This is a genomic window from Kitasatospora kazusensis, from assembly GCF_039529945.1.
Taxonomy (GTDB): Bacteria; Actinomycetota; Actinomycetes; order Streptomycetales; family Streptomycetaceae; genus Kitasatospora; species Kitasatospora kazusensis.
The window spans coordinates 65115-86314 of sequence record NZ_BAAANT010000031.1; the positions used below are offsets into that span (position 1 = coordinate 65115).

17 protein-coding genes, 1 rRNA gene and 1 pseudogene are annotated in these 21200 nt (G+C 73.0%); 9 read left to right on the forward strand and 10 right to left on the reverse strand.

Going from position 1 to position 21200, the window contains the following annotated elements; translation table 11 throughout:
* Window positions 1-59 precede the first annotated feature (59 nt).
* A complete protein-coding gene (locus ABD330_RS23200) occupies window positions 60-740 on the forward strand; it encodes a response regulator (RefSeq protein WP_425555617.1) in 681 nt (226 codons plus the stop codon).
* 85 nt (window positions 741-825) lie between these two features.
* On the opposite strand, the gene ABD330_RS23205 is transcribed toward ABD330_RS23200, so the two are convergent.
* Window positions 826-2637: a hypothetical protein gene (locus ABD330_RS23205; protein WP_344467884.1), complete on the reverse strand. Its 1812-nt coding sequence runs from the start codon at window positions 2635-2637 to the stop codon at window positions 826-828.
* Window positions 2638-3314: 677 nt separating this feature from the next.
* Here ABD330_RS23205 and ABD330_RS23210 point away from each other — a divergent pair.
* Window positions 3315-4049, forward strand: coding sequence for a WXG100 family type VII secretion target (locus ABD330_RS23210; RefSeq protein WP_344467885.1), 735 nt, complete (start codon window positions 3315-3317; stop codon window positions 4047-4049).
* Window positions 4050-4161: 112 nt separating this feature from the next.
* A complete protein-coding gene (locus tag ABD330_RS23215) occupies window positions 4162-4944 on the forward strand; it encodes a thioesterase II family protein (protein ID WP_344467886.1) in 783 nt (260 codons plus the stop codon).
* A 79-nt stretch (window positions 4945-5023) separates the two neighbouring features.
* Here the strand turns inward: ABD330_RS23215 and ABD330_RS23220 are convergent, their stop codons facing one another.
* Entirely contained in the window at window positions 5024-5485 is a 462-nt protein-coding gene (locus ABD330_RS23220) for a MarR family winged helix-turn-helix transcriptional regulator (protein ID WP_344467887.1), read from the reverse strand.
* Between the two features lie 101 nt (window positions 5486-5586).
* On the opposite strand from ABD330_RS23220, the gene ABD330_RS23225 reads away from it, so the two are divergent.
* The 4 genes from ABD330_RS23225 to ABD330_RS23240 all read left to right on the forward strand — a co-directional run bounded on the left by ABD330_RS23225 (window position 5587) and on the right by ABD330_RS23240 (window position 10814).
* Entirely contained in the window at window positions 5587-6438 is an 852-nt protein-coding gene (locus tag ABD330_RS23225) for an SDR family NAD(P)-dependent oxidoreductase (RefSeq protein WP_344467888.1), read from the forward strand.
* A 480-nt stretch (window positions 6439-6918) separates the two neighbouring features.
* Window positions 6919-7587 (forward strand): DUF4097 family beta strand repeat-containing protein, encoded by a 669-nt coding sequence (locus ABD330_RS23230; protein ID WP_344467901.1) that lies wholly within the window; start codon window positions 6919-6921, stop codon window positions 7585-7587.
* Window positions 7588-7711: 124 nt separating this feature from the next.
* Window positions 7712-8515: an alpha/beta fold hydrolase gene (locus ABD330_RS23235; protein ID WP_344467889.1), complete on the forward strand. Its 804-nt coding sequence runs from the start codon at window positions 7712-7714 to the stop codon at window positions 8513-8515.
* 223 nt (window positions 8516-8738) lie between these two features.
* Entirely contained in the window at window positions 8739-10814 is a 2076-nt protein-coding gene (locus tag ABD330_RS23240) for a glycosyl hydrolase family 8 (protein WP_344467890.1), read from the forward strand.
* A 149-nt stretch (window positions 10815-10963) separates the two neighbouring features.
* Here the strand turns inward: ABD330_RS23240 and ABD330_RS23245 are convergent, their stop codons facing one another.
* The 5 genes from ABD330_RS23245 to ABD330_RS23265 form a co-directional block, all read right to left on the reverse strand.
* Complete coding sequence (locus ABD330_RS23245) at window positions 10964-13858, reverse strand: glycosyl hydrolase 2 galactose-binding domain-containing protein (protein WP_344467891.1); 2895 nt, start codon at window positions 13856-13858, stop codon at window positions 10964-10966.
* Window positions 13859-14029: 171 nt separating this feature from the next.
* Window positions 14030-14893 (reverse strand): SMP-30/gluconolactonase/LRE family protein, encoded by an 864-nt coding sequence (locus ABD330_RS23250; RefSeq protein ID WP_344467892.1) that lies wholly within the window; start codon window positions 14891-14893, stop codon window positions 14030-14032.
* Window positions 14894-15088: 195 nt separating this feature from the next.
* Window positions 15089-16471, reverse strand: a complete 1383-nt coding sequence (locus tag ABD330_RS23255; protein ID WP_344467893.1) for a DUF2254 domain-containing protein — start codon at window positions 16469-16471, stop codon at window positions 15089-15091.
* Window positions 16472-16550: 79 nt separating this feature from the next.
* The gene (locus tag ABD330_RS23260; RefSeq protein WP_425555615.1) at window positions 16551-18143 is read right to left on the reverse strand and encodes an ABC transporter permease; all 1593 of its coding nucleotides are present in this window, start codon (window positions 18141-18143) and stop codon (window positions 16551-16553) included.
* Window positions 18140-19045, reverse strand: a complete 906-nt coding sequence (locus tag ABD330_RS23265; RefSeq protein WP_344467894.1) for an ABC transporter ATP-binding protein — start codon at window positions 19043-19045, stop codon at window positions 18140-18142. Before ABD330_RS23265 ends, ABD330_RS23260 begins: the two co-directional genes overlap by 4 nt.
* A gap of 98 nt (window positions 19046-19143) precedes the next feature.
* Here ABD330_RS23265 and ABD330_RS23270 point away from each other — a divergent pair, with 98 nt between their 5' ends.
* Window positions 19144-19617, forward strand: coding sequence for a GbsR/MarR family transcriptional regulator (locus tag ABD330_RS23270; RefSeq protein WP_344467895.1), 474 nt, complete (start codon window positions 19144-19146; stop codon window positions 19615-19617).
* Between the two features lie 35 nt (window positions 19618-19652).
* Here the strand turns inward: ABD330_RS23270 and ABD330_RS23275 are convergent.
* Window positions 19653-19733, reverse strand: a pseudogene (locus tag ABD330_RS23275) (carboxymuconolactone decarboxylase family protein); the annotation flags it as partial.
* A 127-nt stretch (window positions 19734-19860) separates the two neighbouring features.
* Here ABD330_RS23275 and ABD330_RS23280 point away from each other — a divergent pair.
* A complete protein-coding gene (locus ABD330_RS23280) occupies window positions 19861-20262 on the forward strand; it encodes a VOC family protein (RefSeq protein WP_344467896.1) in 402 nt (133 codons plus the stop codon).
* Between the two features lie 71 nt (window positions 20263-20333).
* Here ABD330_RS23280 and ABD330_RS23285 read toward each other — a convergent pair whose 3' ends face one another.
* Window positions 20334-21023 (reverse strand): class I SAM-dependent methyltransferase, encoded by a 690-nt coding sequence (locus ABD330_RS23285; RefSeq protein ID WP_344467897.1) that lies wholly within the window; start codon window positions 21021-21023, stop codon window positions 20334-20336.
* An 84-nt stretch (window positions 21024-21107) separates the two neighbouring features.
* A 5S ribosomal RNA gene (gene rrf / locus ABD330_RS23290) occupies window positions 21108-21200 on the reverse strand; the annotation flags it as partial.

A 21200-nucleotide genomic window follows, 5' to 3' on the forward strand; every position in this document is an offset into this window, starting at 1 on the left:
AGCCGGGCCCCCGGGTGCTCATCGCCGACGACCAGGAGCTGATCCGGACCGGCTTCCGCATGATCCTCACCGCGCGCGGCATCGACGTGGTCGGCGAGGCCGCCGACGGCGCCGAGGCGGTGGCGCAGGCGCGCCGGCTGCGGCCGGACGTGGTGCTGATGGACATCCGGATGCCGGTGATGGACGGCCTGGAGGCGGCCCGGCGGGTGCTGGCGGACGACCCGGACTGCCGGGTGATCATGCTGACCACCTTCGACCTGGACCGTTACGTCTACGCCGCGCTGGCTCTCGGGGCGAGCGGGTTCCTGCTCAAGGACGTCACCGCCGCCCACCTCGCCGCCGCCGTGCGCCTGGTCGCCACCGGTGACGCCCTGCTCGCGCCCTCGATCACCCGGCGCCTGGTCGAACGCTTCGGGCCCGGCCCCGCCGACCCGGCAGCGGACCAGGCCCCCGGTCAGGCACCCGACCGGACCACCGATCCGGAGCCCGGCCGGGCTCCGCAGCCGCCCGGCGTCCACCGCGACCTCGCCGCCCTGACACCCCGTGAGCTGGAGGTCCTGACCCTGCTCGGCCGGGGCCGCTCCAACGGCGAGCTGGCCCGCGAACTCACCCTCAGCGAGGCCACCGTGAAGACCCACGTGGCCCGGATCTTCGCCAAACTCGGCCTGCGCGACCGCGCCCAAGCCGTCGTCCTCGCGTACGAGACCGGGCTCGTCGCACCGGGGGACGGCGCCGACTGAGCCGCGCGCGCGGCCGGCTCCGGTCGCCGCCCCACCGACGCCCCACCGACGCGCCGCCGCACCGATGTGCCGCCCCGCCGGCGTGTCAGCTGCGGGTGAGGGTCCGGGTGGCGGCGGCCGCTATCGCGATGCCGAGCGTCCAGCCCAGCACCGTCAGCACGACCGTGACCACGGCGGCGGCGCCGTGGTACTGCCAGACCTCGGGCTGGCCGAAGCGGATCACCGGGATCAGGTGGTCGGCGGCGAACAGCACCGGGTTGAAGACCGAGTGGTCCTCCGTGCTCACGTGGTCCGGCCGCACCTGCGCGAAGTACACGCTCGCGGCGGCCAGCAGCCCGACGGCCCAGCCGATCGCGCGCAGCGGGCGGTAGCCGTAGCCGACCAGCAGGTCCAGCAGGTGGCCGGGGACCCGCTGCCACCAGGGGAGCCGGCGGCGCAGCGCGCGCTGCTTGGCGAGCAGCACCGTCCGTGCCTCGCCGTCGTTGCCCAGCCCCCGGTAGTAGGCGGCGAGCTGCTCGTACGGCTGGGCCCGGAAGCCGCCGATCCGGTCGGGTGCGCCGCGCCTGACCTGGCGGGCGAGCAGCGGGATCCGCTCGCGGGCCTCCAGGTAGTGGCTGAAGGAGTCGTAGCTGAAGCCGTCCAGGTTCAGCCGGCTCGGCCAGGACTCCAGGTCGTCGCGGACACCGCCGACGGCGGTCGCGGCGTAGAGCGTCAGCAGCGCGTCCGGGCTGTCCATGTCGCGCAGGTCGAGGTGGCCGGTGATCCGGGTGCCGGTCAGCCGGAGTTCGCCAGCGGTGTGGAAGCCGTCGTCGAAGTAGATGCTGCCCTCCACCACCATCCGGCTGGCGGCGAGCGCGGGCCGCTCCTTGTCGGTGGGGTCCACCGGGGCCGTGGACGCCGTACCGGCGGTCAGCACGGCTCCACCGAAGTACAGGCCACCGCCGATCCTCGCCCCGACCAGCCGTACGGTGCCGGCGGCGGTGAAGCGGCGGACCGCCCTGTCCTGGCCTCCTGACCTGTCCGGGCCGTCCGCCCTGTCCACGCTGTCCGCCCCGTCCCGGCGGGCGAGGGAGCGGAAGTACGCGCTGCTGGCGACGGTGAGCCCCTCGCCCTGGAAGGCGGAGCCGCCCTGGCCGCCGGTGAGCCGCGCGCCGTCGAACAGCAGGGCGCTGCCGATGTGCGCACCCGGCAGGCGCACCTCGCCCGTGGCCTCAAGCCCGCGCGCGAGCAGGCTGCGGCCGACCCGCATGCCACCCGCGTTGAGCGACTTCCCGTCCGGCGCGTCGTTCTCCAGCTTCGCGTCGTTGAACGTCACCTGGCCGCCGATCACGGCGTTGATCAGGCCGAACGGGCCGGTCACCGCGATGCCGTCGGCGTTCAGGCTGCCATCCACCGTGATGCCGTCGGCGTGCACCGCGAGCTCGGCGGTCCCGTTCACCACGACGCCGTGCAGGTCCAGGGTGCCGCGCACGTGTGCGCCGTACGCGGAGAGCGAGGCCAGCCGCGAGCCGCTGAGGTCGATCGAGCCGGTGACCGCCTCGTCCAGGTCCACCGGCCCGTCGAAGCGGCACTCGCGCAGCAGCAGCGGTGCGGCGACCCGCCCGTGGTCCACCGAGAGCTCGCCGGTGATCCTGGCTCCGACGATCCGGACCGCCCCGACGGCGCCGGGCGCGGCCGGGCTGACGCCGAGCAGCAGCGCGGCTATCACCTCGCCCCGGACCACCCGGTCCGCGTCCCAGCGGTCGGCCTCGGCCGGGGCGTCGGCGGCGGGGTCGCCGGTGCGCAGGTCGACCAGCTCGCCGCGCGGGAAGGCCCGCCAGATCCGCTGCTCGGTCGCGGTGAGTCGGCCGAGCCGGAGCGGGACGTCCGACCTTCGGGGAACTGGCGTACGAGTCATGACGACCATGGTGCCGCAAAACCACCGGCCTTCAACACCGAACCCGGGTACCCCTTCCACCAGGCACTCTGATTCCGGGTCAACCGACCCGGCGTCAGACGAAAGCGACGGCGGCGACCTGCCCGATCGTCCCCGACGCCGAGCGGGCGGCCGGTGACGGCAGGGCCGATGCCCCACCGGGAACCCCAGTAGGCGGCGCGAGTGGTTCCGCCGCCCTTCACCCGCCGCGCAGGCACGCTGCGAGCGCCCTGCGGAGAGGTCCGAAAAAAAGATTTCCCGAAGGTGTGACACAACCGGGGGCGTCGGCGCTGAAGGAGGTGAGACACAGTCCTCACCCCCGGCTCCGGACGGGTGGCGGTCCTCCCCGGAACCGCCCTCCGTCCGGGACAGCAGGCAGCCCCGACTGTGCAAAGTTGGCTGCCGCCTCGCGGGGTTGACGGGTTCCCCCGGGCCCGGAAACCCCGCGAAGCACCTCTGGGCCCGTCCGACCGGGGTCGGTCGGACGGGCTCGGTCGGACGGCCCCGAGGGGCGCCGCCCCCGGCCGGAGCACCCCGGCGCGCGCACGGCAGCCGCCCGTACGACTGCGGGATCGCCGCCAAAGGGGTTCAAGGAGGCCGGGATGCCCGATACGTTGGCCGTGGCCGAGCAGTGGCCGGCTGTCGACTGAGGGAGAACTGTGGCGATCGAGTTGCCGGGCGAGGTCGTGTCGTTCCTGCAGTTCTTCGGGATCAACTGGCCCCAGGTGAACGAGGACAAGGTCCGCGAGTTCGCTTCGCACGTAAGGGAGTTCGCGCAGAGCCTGGACTCCGCCCACCAGGACTCGACGGCGACCGTGAACCAGCTGGGCGAGGCGTACCAGGGCGCGTCGTACGAAGCGCTGCTGTCCAAGTGGGCTCAGCTGTCCAACAGCCACCTGGCCGAGATGGTGCAGGCCTGCCACGCCGTGGCGACCGCACTGGACGTGGCCGCCGGCGTGATCACGGCGATGAAGGCGGAGGCGATCGCCGAGCTGACCGCGATGGCGGCGGCCTTCGTGGCGGACCAGGCGGCGGCGGTGGCGACCTTCGGCCTGGCGGAGGCGGCGGTGGCGCTGATCGAGGAGGCGGCGAAGAAGCTCGTCAACTACCTGGAGCAGCAGTTGGAGCAGTACGTCATCGGCGAGGTCATCGAGGCGGCGGTCGGGCCGCTGACGGAGGTGGTCGGCCGGGCGGTGTCGGGGCTGGTGTTCCAGGGCGCCGAGTCGGCCCTCGGGGTCTCGGCCGACGGCGGCGGCGGGGCCGGCGGCTCCGGCTTCCGGATCGACCCGGTCGGACTGGAGGCGCACGCGCAGACCATGCACGGCCACGCCGAGACCGTGTCCGGCCACGCGCAGGCGTTCCAGTCCAAGCTGGCGGGCGTGAGCTTCGAGTGACGTGAACGAGCGCCCCGGCAGCCGGGCCGGGAGGGGCTGACGCGGGGAGGGCCCGAGCCCTCCCCGTATCCTTCCCGTGTCCACCGACCGGCCCCCGGAAGGCTCCCGCGCCATGCCGCCGCACACCGCCAGTACCACCGCCCGCCCCCGCAGCGCCGCCTGGGTGCGTACGCCCGTGGAGCGCCCTGCGGCCAGGCTCCGGCTGATCTGCTTCCACCCGGCCGGCGGCGGCCCGGGGATGTACCGCGAGTGGGCCGCCCGGCTGCCCGCCGACGTCGAAGTCCTGGCGGTACAGCTCCCGGGACGCGAAACGCGGATCGCCGAGCCCTGCCTGACCGACTACCAGGACGCCGTGGCGCAGCTGCACACCGCGCTGCGCCCGCACCTCGACCGCCCGTACGTGCTGTTCGGGCACAGCATGGGCGCCCTGCTCGCGTACGGCGTCGCCATGGCGGCGGCGCGGCACGGCGACCGCGCACCCGGCCGGCTGCTGCTGAGCGGCTGCGGCGGACCGGGCGTCCCGCACGCCAAGCCGGGCCGCTCGGGCTGGTCGGACCGGGAACTCGTCGCGGACCTGCGGTCGATGGGCGGGACGCCCGAGGAGGTGCTCGCCGACCCCGAGATACTCTCGCTCGTCCTGCCGACGCTGCGCGCCGACTTCGCCCTCTGCGACACCTTCCGCCGGCCCGACGGCCCGCTGTTGGACTGCCCGGTGACCGTGTTCGGCGGGGAGCAGGACACCGTCACCCCCGAGGGCCTGCACCACTGGGCCGGGACCACCAGCGCGAGCACGACCGTCCACACCTACCCCGGCGGCCACTTCTTCCTCACCGAGGAGTCGGCCCCGGCCGTACTGGCCACCGTCACGGCGGAGCTGGCCGCCACCCCGGCCTGACCCCGGATCACCCCGGATCACCCCGGCGCTGCGCGGCCCTCCCGGGCTCCACGCGGCCCCGGGCTCTGCGTGCGCGGTCTCAGGCCGCGCCGGTCCGCTTGAGCTTCGCCCAGACGTTCTCCAGTGCGGTGATGTCCGCGTCGTCCAGCAGGTCGTCGAAGACCTCCGCGAGGGCCTCACGGCGGGTCGCGTCGGCCGCCGCGAAGGCCGCGCGGCCCTCGGGGGTGAGCGCGATCCGGACCGAGCGGGCGTCGTGCGGCGCGGTGCTGCGCTCGACCAGGCCACGGGCCTGCAGCGAGTCCACCACGCGGGAGACCTGGCTGCGGCTGAGCAGCGTCCGGGCCCCGAGGTCGGAGGCGGCGACCGGCTCGGTCTGGCCCTGGAGCCAGAGCATGACCTCGAACCAGGAGAGCGATATGTCGTGCGCCCGGGTCAGGGCGCGGTCGACCCGGGCGGTGAGCGTGGTGCCCGCCCAGACCAGCCCGTAGAAGGCGTGGTCACGGGCGGCCAGGTCCCCGAGGGTGATGTCGGTGCGTGGCATGGCCCGAGTCTAGCGAGTCCGGCCCGACATTGCGTGTGTGCACACGCACCTGTAGAGTGTGTGCGCACGCACAGAAAGACTCCCCCTGGAACGAGGTCCCCGTGAGCGTCACCACCGAGAAGACCGTCCTGATCACCGGCACCTCCTCCGGCATCGGCCTGGCCGCCGCCGTGGCGGCCGCACAGGCCGGCTGGCTGACCGTGGCCACCATGCGCGACCCGCGCAAGGCCGACGCACTGCTGGCGGCCGCCGCCGAGGCCGGGGTCGCCGACCTGGTCCGGGTCAGGCAGCTGGACGTGACCGACCCGGCGTCCGTCGCCGCCTGCCTGGACGCGGTGATCGCCGAGCACGGCAGGCTGGACGCCGTCGTCAACAACGCCGGCGCCGGGCTGGTCGGCACGGTCGAGCAGCTGGACCTCGCGGACATCCGGGCCGCGATGGAGGTCAACTACTTCGGCGTGGTGGCCGTCACCAAGGCCGCGATGCCGCACCTGCGGGCCTCCGGCGGCCGGGTGATCACCGTGACCAGCGTCGGCGGCGTGGTCGGCCAGCCCTTCAACGAGGCGTACTGCGCCGCGAAGTTCGCGGTCGAGGGCTTCATGGAGTCCCTGGCGCCGGTCGCCGCCACCGTCGGCGTCGCCGTCAGCGTGGTCGAACCGGGCGCCGTGGCCAGCGAGTTCGTGGCCAGCCAGGACATCGACCTGCCCGCTCTGCTGGCAGCCCACGGCCCCTACGCCCCGGCATTGGAGTCCTACATCGACCGGGCCCTCAAGTCCTTCGGCAACGCGCAGACCTCCGCCGAGGCCGCCGTCCCGATCATCGGCCTGCTGACCGCCGACAATCCCGCCTTCCGGGTCCAGACCTCCGGCTGGGCGAGCGAGTTCACCGGGACGAAGCTCGCCGACCTGGACGGCTCGGCCGTGGTCGGCATGACGGCCGGCTGGATCGCCTGACCCAGGCCCAGGCGGCGACCCACCCCGACCCGGCGGCGCGAACGGCCCGCCACAGCAGTCCCCCACCAACACGGCTCGGCCGTCGGCGAACCCGCCGACGGCCGAGCCGTTCCGGCATACCCGGCGGCCCCCGCAGCGGGCCGCACTCCGCCCGGCATCGGGGACAGATCCGTTCCGGACGCCCGGCGCCGCTTCGCCCACGCCACGCACGGTACGCACGCCGACCCCGGCAGCCGGTCCGCAACGCCGCCCCGTTCGAGGAGGGCGAGTCGCCGCCCTTCCCGGCCGCTGAGCATTCACCTCTCATCCATTGCAACGATCAGGACAGGATTCGTTGCATTGAAGCCATGAGCGTTGCAACGAAAATCCGGCCCTCACCTGCAATAACAGCTCCTGCGCTCAAGTTGCTTGTTGCGAGATCCATGAACGCTACGTAGCGTTCACGGAGTCAGAAACCGCATGCGCAATGAGGAGAGCACGATGCAGAAGTTCGACACCGCCGCCCCGGTCTCCGCCGTCCTCGACGTCCCCGCAGGCCGCATCCTGCTCATCGCCGCCGACCGGGCCGACACCGTGGTCGAGGTCCTGCCCGCGAACGCCTCGAAGCGCCGCGACGTGACGGCGGCCGAGGAGATCGAGGTCACCTACGACAACGGCGTCCTGCGGATCGGGACCCCGGCGCCGAAGAACCAGTACTTCGGGCCCTCCGGTTCCGTCGAGGTCACCGTCAAGCTGCCCGCCGGCTCCAGCGTCACGGCGAAAACGGCCGGCGCCGAGTTCCGGGCCGTCGGACGGCTCGGCGACGTCGCCTTCGAGGGCGCGCAGGGCGACGTCAAGGTCGACGAGGCCGCGAGCGTCCGCCTCACCGCCTTCGTCGGTGACGTCTCGGTCGGGCGCCTGGGCGGCCCGGCGCAGATCAGCACCCAGAAGGGCGACATCCGGGTCACCGAGGCCGTGCACGGCACGGTCGTGCTGAGCACCCAGATGGGCGACGTGTCGGTCGGCGCCGCCCACGGGGTCTCCGCCGCCCTGGACGCCGGAACCGGCTACGGCCGGATCCACAACTCGCTCAGGAACACCGACGGCACCCCGGGCCTGACCATCCACGCGACCACCGGACACGGCGACATCACCGCCCGCAGCCTCTGACCGGGCACGCGCCCCGGCTGCCCCGGCTGCCCCGGCCGTCCGGGGCAGCCGGCTGCGCAGGCCCCACGGCGACACCGCCCACCACCACCCCCGACCCGCTTCCCACCCCGCAGAAGGCGAAACCATGACCATCGAGCAATCCGCCTGGACCGGCATGGTGCCGGTCGAGGACACCGCCCTGGCCGTCACCGACACCGGCGGTCCCGGCATCCCCGTGCTCTACCTCAACGGCCAGTTCGCCACCCAGGGGTACTGGCGCCACGTCATCGCCGAACTCGGGCCGCAGTGGCGCCACCTCACCTACGACGAGCGGGCCCGCGGCAGGTCGAAGCGCTCGGCGGACTACTCCTTCGAGGCCGCCGTCCGCGATGTCGACGCCGTACTGGCAGCGAGGGGTGTGGACCGGGCCCTGCTGGTGGGCTGGTCCTACGGCGCGGTCGTCGCGGCGCACTGGGCCGGCCGGAACCCGGAGCGCACGCTGGGCGCGGTCCTGGTCGACGGCGCCTTCCCGCACGACTGGCTCGACGAGGCCATGGAGCAGCGCATCCGGAAGCTGTTCCGGCGGTTGGGCTGGGTCATGCCGCTGCTGCGCCCGACGGGCCTGGCCCCGCGGATGACCGCCGGACAGCAGGCGGACAGCAACATCGAGCTCGGCGTGATCTCCCGCGAGCGCGAGCTGGGCCCGGTGCTGGACGGCATCACCGTCCCGGTGCGGTACGTGGTCGCATCGGGGACGTCCTTCGGAAGCCGTGGCGACGAGCAGGAACGGATCCGTACCAGCCTCACCGCGGTGACCGCCCGCAACCCGAACATCCGGATCAGCGCGAAGGTCGCCGGCAACCACGGCTCGCTCCTGCGGAAGGACTCCCCCGCCATCGCCGGGGCCGTGCGCGAGACCGCGGCCGCCCGTGATCACCTGGCCCGCTGACGGTGCCCGCCACGCTCCCCATCCCCGTACCGACACTGCACGCGCCCTTGACAGGCATAAGTAAGGAAGCTTTCCTAACTACTGATCCGCCCTCACTCTCCGTTCCCTGCAGGGGAGATCGCGCGCCGCCACCCCGAGGCCCCCGTTCCTCGGCTCCCCGGGCTGCGTCCTCTCCCAGGCCCACCCAGGTCCACTCAGGTCCACCCCCACCGAAGGAGCCCGCGTGCGAACCAGTTGGCAGAGACAGCTCGCCCCGGTGGTGACAGGAGCCCTGGTCTCCCTGTCGCTCGCCGTCCTGACGACAGCCCCCGCACAGGCGGCCACCACCGCCGCCCACCCCTTCCCGACCCACGTGACCTACCAGGTCGGCGTCATGCCGTCGGCCTCCCAGGCCAGCCGGGACGCGGCCGTCGAGAAGCAGTACGACTCCTGGAAGGCCACCTACCTCGTCCACGGCTGCGCCTCGAACGAGTACTACGTCTCCAGCAAGGGCGACGCGGACGCCACCAACAACGGCCCGGTCTCCGAGGGCCAGGGCTACGGCATGAACATCGTGCCGCTGATGGCCGGCTACGACTCCAACGCACAGGCCGAGTTCAACGGTCTCTGGCAGCTGGTCAAGGACCACCAGGACCAGTACGGCATGATGCAGTGGCAGCTCGACGGCAAGACCTGCAAGTACTACAGCGGCGGCACCCCCGACGGCGCCACCGACGGCGACCTGGACATCGGCTACGGCCTGATCCTGGCCGACAAGCAGTGGGGCGGCTACACCGCCGACGCCAAGACCTGGCTCGCCGACTTCTACGCCCACAACGTGGCCCCCGACGGCCACCTGAAGTGCGAGGACGACGGACCGAACACCGACACCCGGCCGTCCGACCACATGCTCGACCACCTGCGGGCCTTCGCCGCCTATGACACGGCGCACGACTGGAACAAGGTGGTCACCCGGACCGAGGCGGTGATCAACGAGTTCACCTCCGCGTACTCGGCCACCGGCGGCCTGCTCTCCGACTTCGTGGTCAACGCCGGCACCACCAGCCCGCAGCCCGCGCCCGCCAACTACCAGGAGAGCCAGCCGGACAACATCGTCGGCTACAACTCGATCCGCGTCCCCTGGCACCTGGGGACCGACGCGCTGGTCAACGGCAGCTCCACAGCCGCGACTTCGTACAGCACGGCCAAGAAGGAGTCGGCCTGCCTGAAGAGCGAGTCGGGCGGCAACCCGCAGAAGGTCTACCCGCACACCAAGCTCAACTGCACGCCGTACAGCACCAGCGACCAGGCGGAGGAGGCCGGCGACTCGGTCGGCCCGGCCGCGATGGCCGCCGGAGACCAGGCCTGGACGGACGCCATCTGGAACCAGCTGGCGACCAACCCGTTCGGCGACGGCTACTTCGGCGAGACCATCAAGACCCTGGTCTACGTCGTGATGGCCGGGGACTACTGGAGCCCGGCGAGCGCCGGCACCAGCGCCAACGACTTCTCGCTCTCCGACAGCCCGTCCAACGGCTCGGTGGCCGCCGGGAGTTCGGTGAGCGTCGGCGTCTCCACCGCCGTCACCTCCGGCGCGGCGCAGTCCGTCACGCTGAGCGCCTCCGGGGTTCCCTCCGGCGCGTCCGCCTCCTTCAGCCCCGCGAGCGTCACCGCGGGCTCCGGCTCGACGCTGACGATCACCACCTCGGCCTCCACCCCGGCCGGCAGCTACCCCGTCACCGTCACCGGATCCGCCGCCTCCGGCAGCCACAGCGCCGCCTACACCCTCACCGTCACCGGATCCGGCGGCGGGAGCTGCACGTCGGCCCAACTCCTCGCCGACCCCGGCTTCGAGAGCGGCGCCACCGCCGCCCCCTGGGTCCAGACCTCCGGCGTCGGCTCCGCCCCTGTCAACAACGACACCGCCGACGAGCCCGCCCACGGCGGCAGTTGGACCGCCTGGCTGAACGGTGCCGGCAAGGCCGACACCGACACGCTCGCCCAGACCGTCACCCTCCCGGCCGGCTGCGGGACCGCGACGCTCTCGTACTGGCTGCACGTGGACACCACCGAGAACACCACCAGCGCCACCCCGGACACCCTCAAGGTCCAACTCCTGAACAGCGCCGGCACCGTACTCGCCACCCTCGCCGGCTACTCCAACCTGAACCACAACACCGGCTACACCCAGCACACCGCGAACCTGGCCGCCTACGCCGGGCAGACCGTCACCCTCAAGTTCACCGGCACCGAGACCGACGCCAACGGCGGCACCACCGACTTCGTCCTCGACGACACCGCCCTGAACGTCAGCCCCTGACACCCGCACGGGCCGGGGCACGGGAGCAGCGGACGGACCGCCGCTCCCGGGCCCCGGCCGCTCCGGCCGACGGGTGGTTCAGGGGACCCGCAGGGCGCCTTTCGCGGTGACGCCGTTCGCGCCGGCTCCGGCACCGGGGGACTCCTGCGTCACCCTCCGGCCCCCGCCACCACGTCGGTCCTGGCCGCATTGGAGCCGGAGAGGCTGACCACCGGGGTCGCGCCCCGCAGGTCGGCCGAACTGTACGAGGCGGTGAGGGTCTCGGACTCGCCGGGCCAGAGCGTGACGTCGTTGTCGCTCCAGACCGAGGACAGGAGCTCGTTGTCGCCCGGCAGTTCGGCCCCGGCCGCCGTCCCCCGGCGAATGTCCGCCCGCAGGAGGAGGCCGACCGTCGGCGTGGTCGAGTGGTTGGTGACCTGCACCGTGACCAGCCTGTCCGAACCGTTCGGCCCGGCCTGGACAGTGGTGTGCGCGGTGGCGGTGACCGTCGCCTGCGGCAGGCTCTGCAGCGCCTTCAGGTCGGCGTACGAGCTCATCACGGCCTGCGGCCGTCCGGTGGTCTTCGACCAGTCGGCGGCGTCCGGTGTGGTGGAGTCCCAGTAGACGTTGCGGTCCACCAGGGTGCCGTTGCGGCGTACCAGCAGCTCGACGAAGTAGACCGTGTGGGCGGCGGACGGCAGGGCGGGCTTCAGCACCGAGCCGAGCACCTGCTGCGAGCCGAGCGTCAGGCTGCCCGAGGTCCGGTCGTCCAGCAGGGTACCAGCGGTGTTGTAGACCTTGGCCTCGACACTGACCCCGGACTGGGCCGCACCGCCCAGGTTGTCCAGCGTCACGGTGCGCTTGTCCAGCGTGAACAGCGCGTGCAGCGGCCGGTTGGCCTTCTGCGCACCGAAGTAGGCGCCGGCCTGGTCGCCGTCGTTGTTGTAGAGGGACCAGAGCAGCGTCGGCCAGCCCTTGTTCATCTGCCAGTAGACGGTGCCGGTCGAAGGCGCCGACGTGTTGGCCGAGTTGGCGAGGTAGGCCTCGAACTGGGCCCGGGTGGACTCGTAGTTCTGGAGCTGCGCCTCCTCGACGTACTGGCTCAGGCTCGACCAGGCGCCGTAGCGGTTGGTGATCGCGGTGTCCAGGTTGTAGTCGGTGCCGAAGTGGTAGCCGCTGTGCGAGGTGCCTTCGTAGTTGTCGTGGTACTGGTTCGCGCCCGGGGTCCGCCACAGCGCGGCCTGGTCGGCGGCCGACAGGAACCGGTTGATCGAGTCCATCGTCGGCACGGTGTTGCCGGAGCTCTGCTCGCTGTCGAAGCCCCAGGCGCCGCCGACGTTGGTGCGCGTCGAGTCACCGCTGTCGTAGTGCGCGGTGTCGTACCAGTAGTTCGGCGGCACCCAGTCGTACGGGCCCTCCTTCTCGCCCGAAGCGCCCGTCTTCGGGCTGGAGTTGTACTCGGCCGAGGAGATGAACGGGACGCTGAAGTCGGCGGCGGCGAAGCCGTTCAGGGCCGACGTCTCCTGGGCCGCCGTCGGGGCGTTGTCGCTCCACTGGAAGCTGAACACCGACGGGTGGTCGCGCAGGGTCTGCCCGACCGACTGGGCGGTCAGCTGGTACGCGGCCTGCTGAGCGGCGGTGTAGCTGGTGGCCTCCCAGAAGTCGCAGCACTGGTAACCGGCGTTGACCAGGATGCCCGCCGCGTCCATCTGGCGGTACCAGTCGGCCGGCATGAAGTGGCCCTCCAGGCGGACGGCGTTGACGCCCATCGCCCGCATCAGGCCGATCTGCTTCGCGGTGTCCGCCGGGTCGTAGCGCAGGAAGAGGTCCGGGTCCCACCCGCCGCCGCGGATCACCAGCGGTACGTTGTCGATCCGGAAGGCGCGCACACCGTCCGGCGCGGCCGCCGAGGCACCGACCAGCGAGGAGGCGACGGTCCGGATGCCGAAGGTCTCGTCGGTCGAGTTCAGCACGGTGCCGTTCTGCGCGACCGAGGTGGCCAGCGTGTAGAGCGGCTGCGCGCCCAGCTGGTACGGCCACCAGATCTGCGGGCCGTCGAGCGTCAGGGCCGGGTAGCCGGACGGTGTGAAGCTCACCGTCCGGGTCGCGCCGGCCGGCACCGTGACGCTCTGGCTCACCGTCACCGGCGCGCCGCCGCCCGGCGGGGTGACGGTCGCGGTGACGGTGCCGGTCTGCGCGGCGGAGGAGGTGTTGGTGACGTCGGTCTTGACCGTCAGCGCCGAACTGCGCAGGTCTGCGGAGGTGTTCTGCACGACGTGGGCGTTGCCGTCGATCAGCGGGCCGCCGGTCTGCAACTGCACCGGGAACTGGATGCCGGTGTTGTTGTCCGGCGGTATCTGCGACCAGTCCACGTTGTCGACGGTGAGCATCCTGCTCGGGTCGTTCGGATGCATCTCGATCGCCAGCGAGTTGGTACCGGCCCGCAGCAGGCCCGTCACGTCGAAGGCGTTCCGGGCGTAGCCGCCGGTGACGGCGGCCGAGGCGGCCACCTCGGTGCCGTCGACCCAGACGTCCGCCGCGCCGACCACGCCGTTCAGGACCAGCTCGGCGTGCCGGCCGGCGGGTGGCGCGGTGAAGTCGGTGCGGTACCACCAGGGCGCGGAGAACTGCGCGAGGGTGTCCGCGCCGGTCTTCGTCAGCTGACCGAAGCAGCTCTTCATGTTCGTGGACGAGAAGACGTCCGGGCAACTGCCGTTCTGCAGCAGCGCGCTGATCTCGGTGCCCGGGGCGCCGCCGCCGTCGTTCGCCACCGTGAGCCAGCCGGCGGTGTCGAAGCCCGGGGTGGAGATCCGAGCGCCGGGCTGGGTGGCCGTGGCGCTGGTCAGCACCTTCCAGCCGGTGGTGGCGCCGACGTCGGCCACCGCACTGGAGCCGGTGGGCGGATCGGCGAAGACGGCGGGGACGGAGGCGGGGACGGGCGCGGGGACGGAGGCGGGGACGGGCTCGGCGGCGGCGCTGGGAGCGGCGCCGGACTGCCGGACGCTCAGCGCCAGCAGGCTCAGGGCCACGGCGGCGGTCGCCAGCGTTTTTCGATGACTTGCCATCTGTGCTCCTTGGACGAGAGTGCGGGGGAACTCGCCGGCTGGGCTATTAAGTTAGGAAACTTTACTTACTGCTGACGTTACTGTCCCTCCGCACAGCGGTCAACGGTGCCCGGACGGCTGCCGAACCAGACGGCTCGGCGACCGCTTCACCGCCCGGTTCGGCAGCCGGTCTCAGCGGCCGGACAGGCCGGCCCAGCACTGGGCCGGCCTGCCGGTGGCGCCCGGCGCGCAGCGGAACAGCGTGCCGGACACGGCCTGCTCGGCATCGGCGGAGGCGTGTGCCGTGGTGACGAAGAGCGTGTCGAGGCCGGGGCCGCCGAAAGCACAGCTGGTGGGCCGCCGGACCGGCAGCTCCACCGTGGCCAGCACCCGTCCGGCGGGTGAGAGGCAGTGCACGGCCGAGCCGTCCCAGAAGGCGACCCAGAGGTTGCCGTCCGTGTCCAGGGTCATCCCGTCCGGCACCCCGGGCAGGTGCGAGACGTCGAGGGAGCGGATGCGCGGGCCGACCGGCCCCCGCTCGGGGTACTCGTAGAGGTCGATCCGGCGGGTCGGGCTGTCGATGTGCCAGAGCCGGTCCGGCTCCGGCCAGGCCAGCCCGTTCGGGATGGCGAGCCCGTCGAGCACCGCGAGCACCTCCCCCGTGGGTTCGAGCCGGTACAGCGGCCCGGGCACCCGGGGCTCGTCGATCTGCATGGTCCCGGCCAGCACCCGGCCGTACGGGTCGCACTTGCCGTCGTTCATCCGGCGCTCCGGCCGGTCCCCCTCCACCGCCGCGACCAGGCTCGTCACGCCCTGTGCGGTGTCGAGCAGCTCGAAGCCGCGCTCGGTGGCGAGCAGCACCTGCCCGTCCCGGTACGGCGCCAGGGTGCCGGGCATGACGTCCAGCCGGTGCGAGCCGGTCCGGCCGGTGGCCTCGTCCAGCCAGAGCACCCGCCGGTCGGGGATGCCGATCCAGTGGAGCCGTCCGGCCTCGGCGTCCCAGCTGACGCCCTCGCCGAGGGTGAGACGGGTCGGGTCTGCGGGTTCGGCGCGCACGACGGGCTCCTCGGGGTGGTCACGGACCACCCGGGCGCGGCGCGCGGGCGGTGGTGCGCCGTCCGGCCGGTGGTCGGGCGCCCGGCAGCTGCGGCACCTCGTCAACGTACACGCCGTGGCCGGCGCAGCCGTCGGCCGAGGGCCGGCGCAGCACCGGCAGACCCCGCCCCCGGGCACCCCAACTCCCTGCCGCCGTCAGCCCAGTCCCCCGCCACCCCCGGAGGCACCCCCGCCACCGCCTGCGCCGAGGCGCTCATGCAGTGCCAGCAGCGCGAGGTAGCGCCGGTGGACGTCCTCGCGGTCGGCCGGTTCCGGGACCGATCCGGTGCTCACCCGCTCGATCATCTCGGCCTGGTCGAGCAGGACTTGGCGCTGGCCGGGGGCGGTGGTCGCCGCCATGATCTCGGCGAGGGCGTCGAGTTGGCGGATCAGGACGGCCGGCATGCCCCCGGCGGCCTGCCGGATCTTCTCGAACGCGCGCTGGACCAGCCGTTCGTAGCCCACGGGCGCCGCCAGCACCCGGATGTAGCCGGCCCGGTCGCGGTGGACCGGGTTGGGATGCCAGTGGGCCGCGATCCGGCACAGCCCCTCCCCCAGCCAGTCGATGCAGGTCAGCGTCGTGAAGGTGTCGTTGACCGCCGAGGACAGCGCGCGGATGGCGATCTCGACCAACTGGTCGACCGCGAACGCGATGTCCTGGGTGAGTGTCCGGGAGGAGCCGGTGATGTGTGCCCGGGCCAGGCTGCGGGCCACCTCCGGCGCCGCCTCGGCGGGCCAGACGGTGGCGAGTTGGTGGCCCTGCACCAGGAAGTGGCCGGGGCGGTGGTCCAGGCGTACGACAGCGCCGAGTTCGGCGGCGATCCGGACCAGTGTCCGGTGCCGGACGAACTGCAGGTAGCCGCTGGACGGCGCGGGTACGGCACCGCCCGCCGCGTCCAGCCGGGCGAGCAGCTCGTCCACCGGGGGCCCGCGCTCCACCCCGCCCGACCACTCCGGCTCCCCGGCGCCGGCCTCGATCGCCTCGGACAGGTCGGCGGCGATGCTCGCGATCACGTGCGGCAGCTGGATCGAGGTGGCGATGTGGTGGATGAAGTGGATCAGCACCGCCAGGTCGACCAGCACCAGCGCCATGCAGACCGTGATGGACAGGTGCGGCACGAAGTCGCCGTGCGAGCCCGGACCGATCGAGACCAGGGCGAGGATCGCGTACACGAAGGTGCCGACGAAGGTGCCCAGGGTCAACTGGGTGGTGCGGTCGCGGATGAAGGTCCGCAGCATCCGGGGCCCGAACTGGGTGGAGGCCAGCGTGAGCGTCACGATCATGATCGAGAAGACCACGCCGACGACGGTGATCAGCGCCGCGGCGATCGAGGCGAGGATCTGCCGGGCGGCGTCGGCGGTGCCGCTGATCACCCAGGACGGCAGCTGCAACGAACCCCGGTAGGCGGCCCGGTCCAGCGACCAGGTGCCGAGGAAGAGCCCGACGGCCGCCACCACCTCCAGGGTCGGCACCAGCCACAGGTTGGTCCGCAGCGCCTCCCGGCGCCACTGCGACTCCAGGTGGACCCTGCCGATCACTCTGCCACCACCAGCCGCTGACCTGGGTTGCCCGGCTCCCCGCATCCCACGGTAGACCCTGGCCCGTCCCGGTTCCCGCTCAGCCGAGGTCGCGGCGGCGCAGCCCGGCCAGTCCCGCCGCCGTCAGCGCGGCGGCGAGCAGGGTCAGCCACAGCAGCGGCTCCGCGTCGAAGGCTCCGCCGGGCAGGTGCGGGAGGTGGGTGAACGGGGACAGGTCCAGCAGCCACCGGCCGAACCGCAGGACCGGACCCAGCCAGCCGATCAGCAGGAAGACCGCCAGGACGCCCCAGGCCGCCGGTGTCCACCCGGGCGCGAGGCCGAACAGCGCGGTGGCGGCGGCGGCCGTCAGCCACACGGCGGGCAGCTGCACCAGGGCGGCGCCGAGCAGGCGCGCCGCGGCGGCGGCGGAGGAGCCGCCCGTCGCCGCCGCCTCCGCCAGGCCCGCCGCGAGGCCGCCCACCGCGAGGACCAGGGCGCTGCCCAGCAGCGGGAAGAGCAGGTGCCCCGCGGCCCAGCGGAGCCGGGAGACGGCCGTGCCCAGCACGGGTTCGGCCCGCCCGCCGGTCTCCTCACCGCGCAGCCGCAGCACGCTCTGCACCGCGTAGACGGCGGCGAGCATCCCGAGCAGGCCCAGCACGGTGGACAGGTACGCGTCCAGGACGGCGTCTCGGCCACCGATCCGGCGCAGCACGTCCGCGACCCCGCTGTTGCCCCGCACCAGGTCGAGCACCCCCTTCGCGACGCCGCCGAAGACGGCGCCGCCCACCGCGAAGCCCGCGCACCAGCCGTAGAGCGTGCCGCGCTGCAGTCGCCAGGCGAGTGCGAGCGGGGTACGCAGCGCGGGCACGCCGGTGGCCCGGCCGGGGCGGGACGGGAACAGGCCCGCGCCTAGGTCCCGCCGGGCGAGCAGGGCGTAGGCGGCGGCGGTCAGCAGGGCGGCGAAGGCCGCCGCGAGCGCCGGCACCCACCAGCGGTCGGCGGCGAACGGCTCGACCCGCTCGCTCCAGCCGATCGGGGAGAGCAGGCTCAGCCCGCCGCCGGCCGAGTCCCCGGCCGCGCGCAGCGCGTACGCCAGGCCGAGGACGGCGCAGGCCGAGCCGTTGGCCGCCCGGCCGGTGCCGGCCAGCTGCGCGGTCACGGCGGCGACCGCCGCGAAGACCAGCCCGCAGGCGGCCAGCGCGAGGCCGAACGCCGCCGATCCGGCGGCGCCCTGCCCGAGCAGCACGAGAGCGGCGGTGACCAGGGCCGCGAGCAGCAGGTCGGCGAGGGCGGCGGTGAGCAGGGCGGCGGTCAGCGGGGCCCGGTGGCCGACCGCTCCGGCCCGGACCAGCTCCAGACGCCCGTCCTCCTCCTCGGCCCGGGTGTGCCGGACGACCAGCAGGATGCTCATCAGCCCGGCGAGCGCGGCGCCGAAGACGCCCATCCGCCAGGCGGTGATGCCGCCGATCGTGGTGGCGTCGTGCAGCGGGCCGTAGAGCGCGCGCAGCGAGCTGTCGCCCGCCAGGCTCGCGGCCAGCCGCTCGCGCGAACCGGCGTCGGGGTAGAGCTTCTCGAAGGAGACGGCGGTGGAGGCGGTCGCGGCAGTGAGCGCGTACACCCAGGCCGGCAGCATGACCCGGTCGCGGCGCAGGGCGAAGCGGAACAGGGTGCCGGTGCCCGCGAAGGCGTTCACCGGGCCGCCCCGGCCGGGGCGGCCGCTTCGTAGTGGCGCAGGAACAGTTCCTCCAGCGTCGGCGGGCGGCTGGTGAGGCTCCGGACGCCGGCCCGGGTGAGCGCACGCAGCAACGCGTCCAGGTGGTCGGTGTCGACCTGGCAGCGCACCCGGCGGCCGTCGACGGTCAGGCCGTGGACGCCCGGCAGGCCGGCCAACCCGTCCGGTGGTCCGGCGAGTTCGGCGTCGACGGCGGTCCGGGTGAGGTGCCGCAGCCCGCTCAGGGTGCCGGTCTCCACCGTCCGGCCGTCCCGGATGATGCTGACCCGGTCACAGAGCGCCTCGACCTCGGAGAGGATGTGGCTGGAGAGCAGCACCGTCCGGCCGCGCTCGCGCTCCTCCCGGACGCAGGAGCGGAAGACCTCCTCCATCAGCGGGTCCAGGCCGGAGGTCGGCTCGTCCAGGACCAGCAGTTCGACGTCGGAGGCGAACGCGGCGACCAGCGCGACCTTCTGCCGGTTGCCCTTGGAGTAGCTGCGGCCCTTCTTCGTCGGGTCGAGCTCGAAGCGCTCCAGCAGCGCGGCCCGGCGGGCGCCGTCGAGGCCGCCGCGCAGCCGGCCGAGCAGGTCGATCGCCTCGCCGCCGGACAGGTTGCGCCAGAGCGTGACGTCGCCGGGGACATAGGCGAGCCGGCGGTGCAGGGCGACGGCGTCCCGCCACGGGTCGCCGCCCAGCAGCCGGACGGCGCCCGAGTCCGCGCGGAGCAGCCCGAGCAGGACGCGCAGCGTGGTGGACTTGCCGGCCCCGTTGGGGCCGAGGAAGCCGTGCACCTCCCCTTGGGCGACGGTGAGGTCGAGGCCGTCGAGGGCGCGGGTCCGCCCGAAGTTCTTCACCAGAGCGGACACCGAGATGGCGGTCGTCATGGCTTCGACGCTACTCTTGTTTCACATATTCGTGAAGTTACTGAATCCTCTGGATTCCGGTGGACTCCGATGGACTCCGGCGAGCGGGAGGGGCCTTGGTGGAACGGGACGAAGCGGCGGTGCTGACCTTCATCGAACGGTTCGCCGGGGTGCTCACCGACAGCGGCTTCGCCCGGATGCCCGCCCGGGTGTTCGCCGCCCTGCTGGCCACCGACTCGGGCCGGCTGACCGCCGCCGAACTGGCCGGCACACTGCGGATCAGCCCGGCCGCCGTGTCCGGCGCCGTGCGCTACCTGGTGCAGCTCAACCTGGTCGGCCGCGAACGCGAGCCCGGCTCGCGCCGCGACCGCTACCGGGTGCACGACGACGTCTGGTACGAGGCCGCCGTGCGCCGCGACCAGATGCTGCTCCGCTGGGAGGGCAGCCTGCGCGAGGGCGTCGCGGCCCTGGGCGCCGCCAGCCCGGCGGGGGTGCGGATGGCCGAGTCGCTGGCCTTCTTCGAGTTCGTCCGCGGCGAGCTGCCCGACCTGCTGGCACGCTGGCACGCCCAGCGCGGCGAGCGCCGCGGCTGACACCCCGCAGGCCTCGGCGGGCCGGGGCGTCGGTGCGCCACCCGCTCATCGGTGCCCGGGACCTTCCCCGTGCTGATGGCGATCCGGTTCCAGGTGTTGATGGCGAGGATCAGGCTGCTGGGCGCGGCGGCCGAGGACGGACTCGTGGTCGGCTTCGCCGCACCGCCGGACCACGCCTACCACGCGGCGCTGGAGGCACTCTGCCGGATCCTGCCGTCGGAGCGGTGAGTTAGCCTCCTCGACATGATCAACTCGATGACTCCGATCCGGGTCGCCCGGCCGTCGCGGGACCTCGCCGCCGCCGAGCGCTTCTACGTCCAGGGCCTGGGACTCGACGTGCTCTGGCGGACCACCGAACACATCCCGGGCGAGCACGACCTGCTGATGGTCGGTCCGGCCGGCGGGGCCTGGCACTTCGAACTCACCCGCGATCCCGAGCACCCGCTCGACCCGGCCCCGACCGTCGACGACCTCTTCGTCCTCTACCTCGGGGCACCGGTCGAGGACGCCCTCCTGGACCGGCTGCTGGCGGCCGGCGGTACCCGGGTGGCCGCGCACAACCCCTACTGGGACCGGTACGGCGTGACCGTCACGGACCCCGACGGCTACCGCCTGGTGCTCTGCTCCCGCACCTGGGGCAGCTGAGCCCGCTCGGGCGCGCCGGCACCGGGCCAGACCGGCCCGGAACCGGCGGACCTGGCTTCAGGGGTTCGCGTTCAGTCGCGTGAGCGGTCGACGTCCTTCGCCTGGAGCACGAGAGAACTCCACCGCACGCCGTCCCGGCCGTGCAGGTCGGAACGCTCACTGCGGTGGACCGTCTCCAGGCCGTACGCAGCACCCAGCTCGGTCAGCTCGGCAGGGGGTACGTCGAACATGCGGCGGCCGGCGGGCACAGGGCCGTGGCGCAGATTGACGAAGAACCGGCCACCGGGCACCAGCAACTCGGCGATCCTGGCCATCGCGCGCCGACGTTCCTCCGCGTCCAGGTGCATCCACACCGCAGTGGCGAAGACCGCGTCGAACCGGCCTGGGCGCTGACGCGACGTCAAGCCCGTCAAGCCCGTCAATTCCGTCAATTCCGTCAAGTGCGGAAGAGCGTCGTCGACCCAGTCGATCCCGCTGTCCGCGTGGATGCGCTGCCCGTGCGCCCGCAGCTCGGCAGTCGGCTCGACGGCCACCACCCGATGTCCACGGGCCGCCAGTGCGGCGGCATCGCGCCCGGTCCCCGCGCCCACATCGAGGATGCGCCCGGGCTCGGCGGGGACCAGCTGCAACACGTCGCGGTGGACTTCGGCGAAGGTGACCTCCTCGTACTGGACGGCCAGCGCGTCCGCCGTCTCGGCATACCCAGCGGTTCCGCCGGCGGGGCTGACGCCGTTCCCGGCGGCTTCCGATCGATCACTCATGGCCGAAGGCTACCGGCCGTACCGGTCCGGATATGCAAATGACCCCCCATCCGTTCCCGGATGAGGGGTCATTTGTGAAAGATTGTTCGGCGGCGTCCTACTCTCCCACAGGGTCCCCCCTGCAGTACCATCGGCGCTACGAGGCTTAGCTTCCGGGTTCGGAATGTAACCGGGCGT

What these genes read in the sequence shown, in the direction of transcription:
- ABD330_RS23265 (WP_344467894.1), bottom strand. Translation starts at nt 19,045, where the DNA reads ATGACGACCGCCATCTCGGTGTCCGCTCTGGTGAAGAACTTCGGGCGG.
- ABD330_RS23245 (WP_344467891.1), bottom strand. Translation starts at nt 13,858, where the DNA reads ATGGCAAGTCATCGAAAAACGCTGGCGACCGCCGCCGTGGCCCTGAGC.
- ABD330_RS23220 (WP_344467887.1), bottom strand. Translation starts at nt 5,485, where the DNA reads ATGCCACGCACCGACATCACCCTCGGGGACCTGGCCGCCCGTGACCAC.
- ABD330_RS23230 (WP_344467901.1), top strand. Translation starts at nt 6,919, where the DNA reads ATGCAGAAGTTCGACACCGCCGCCCCGGTCTCCGCCGTCCTCGACGTC.
- ABD330_RS23205 (WP_344467884.1), bottom strand. Translation starts at nt 2,637, where the DNA reads ATGACTCGTACGCCAGTTCCCCGAAGGTCGGACGTCCCGCTCCGGCTC.
- ABD330_RS23280 (WP_344467896.1), top strand. Translation starts at nt 19,861, where the DNA reads ATGATCAACTCGATGACTCCGATCCGGGTCGCCCGGCCGTCGCGGGAC.
- ABD330_RS23200 (WP_425555617.1), top strand. Translation starts at nt 60, where the DNA reads ATGATCCTCACCGCGCGCGGCATCGACGTGGTCGGCGAGGCCGCCGAC.
- ABD330_RS23235 (WP_344467889.1), top strand. Translation starts at nt 7,712, where the DNA reads ATGACCATCGAGCAATCCGCCTGGACCGGCATGGTGCCGGTCGAGGAC.
- ABD330_RS23215 (WP_344467886.1), top strand. Translation starts at nt 4,162, where the DNA reads ATGCCGCCGCACACCGCCAGTACCACCGCCCGCCCCCGCAGCGCCGCC.
- ABD330_RS23285 (WP_344467897.1), bottom strand. Translation starts at nt 21,023, where the DNA reads ATGAGTGATCGATCGGAAGCCGCCGGGAACGGCGTCAGCCCCGCCGGC.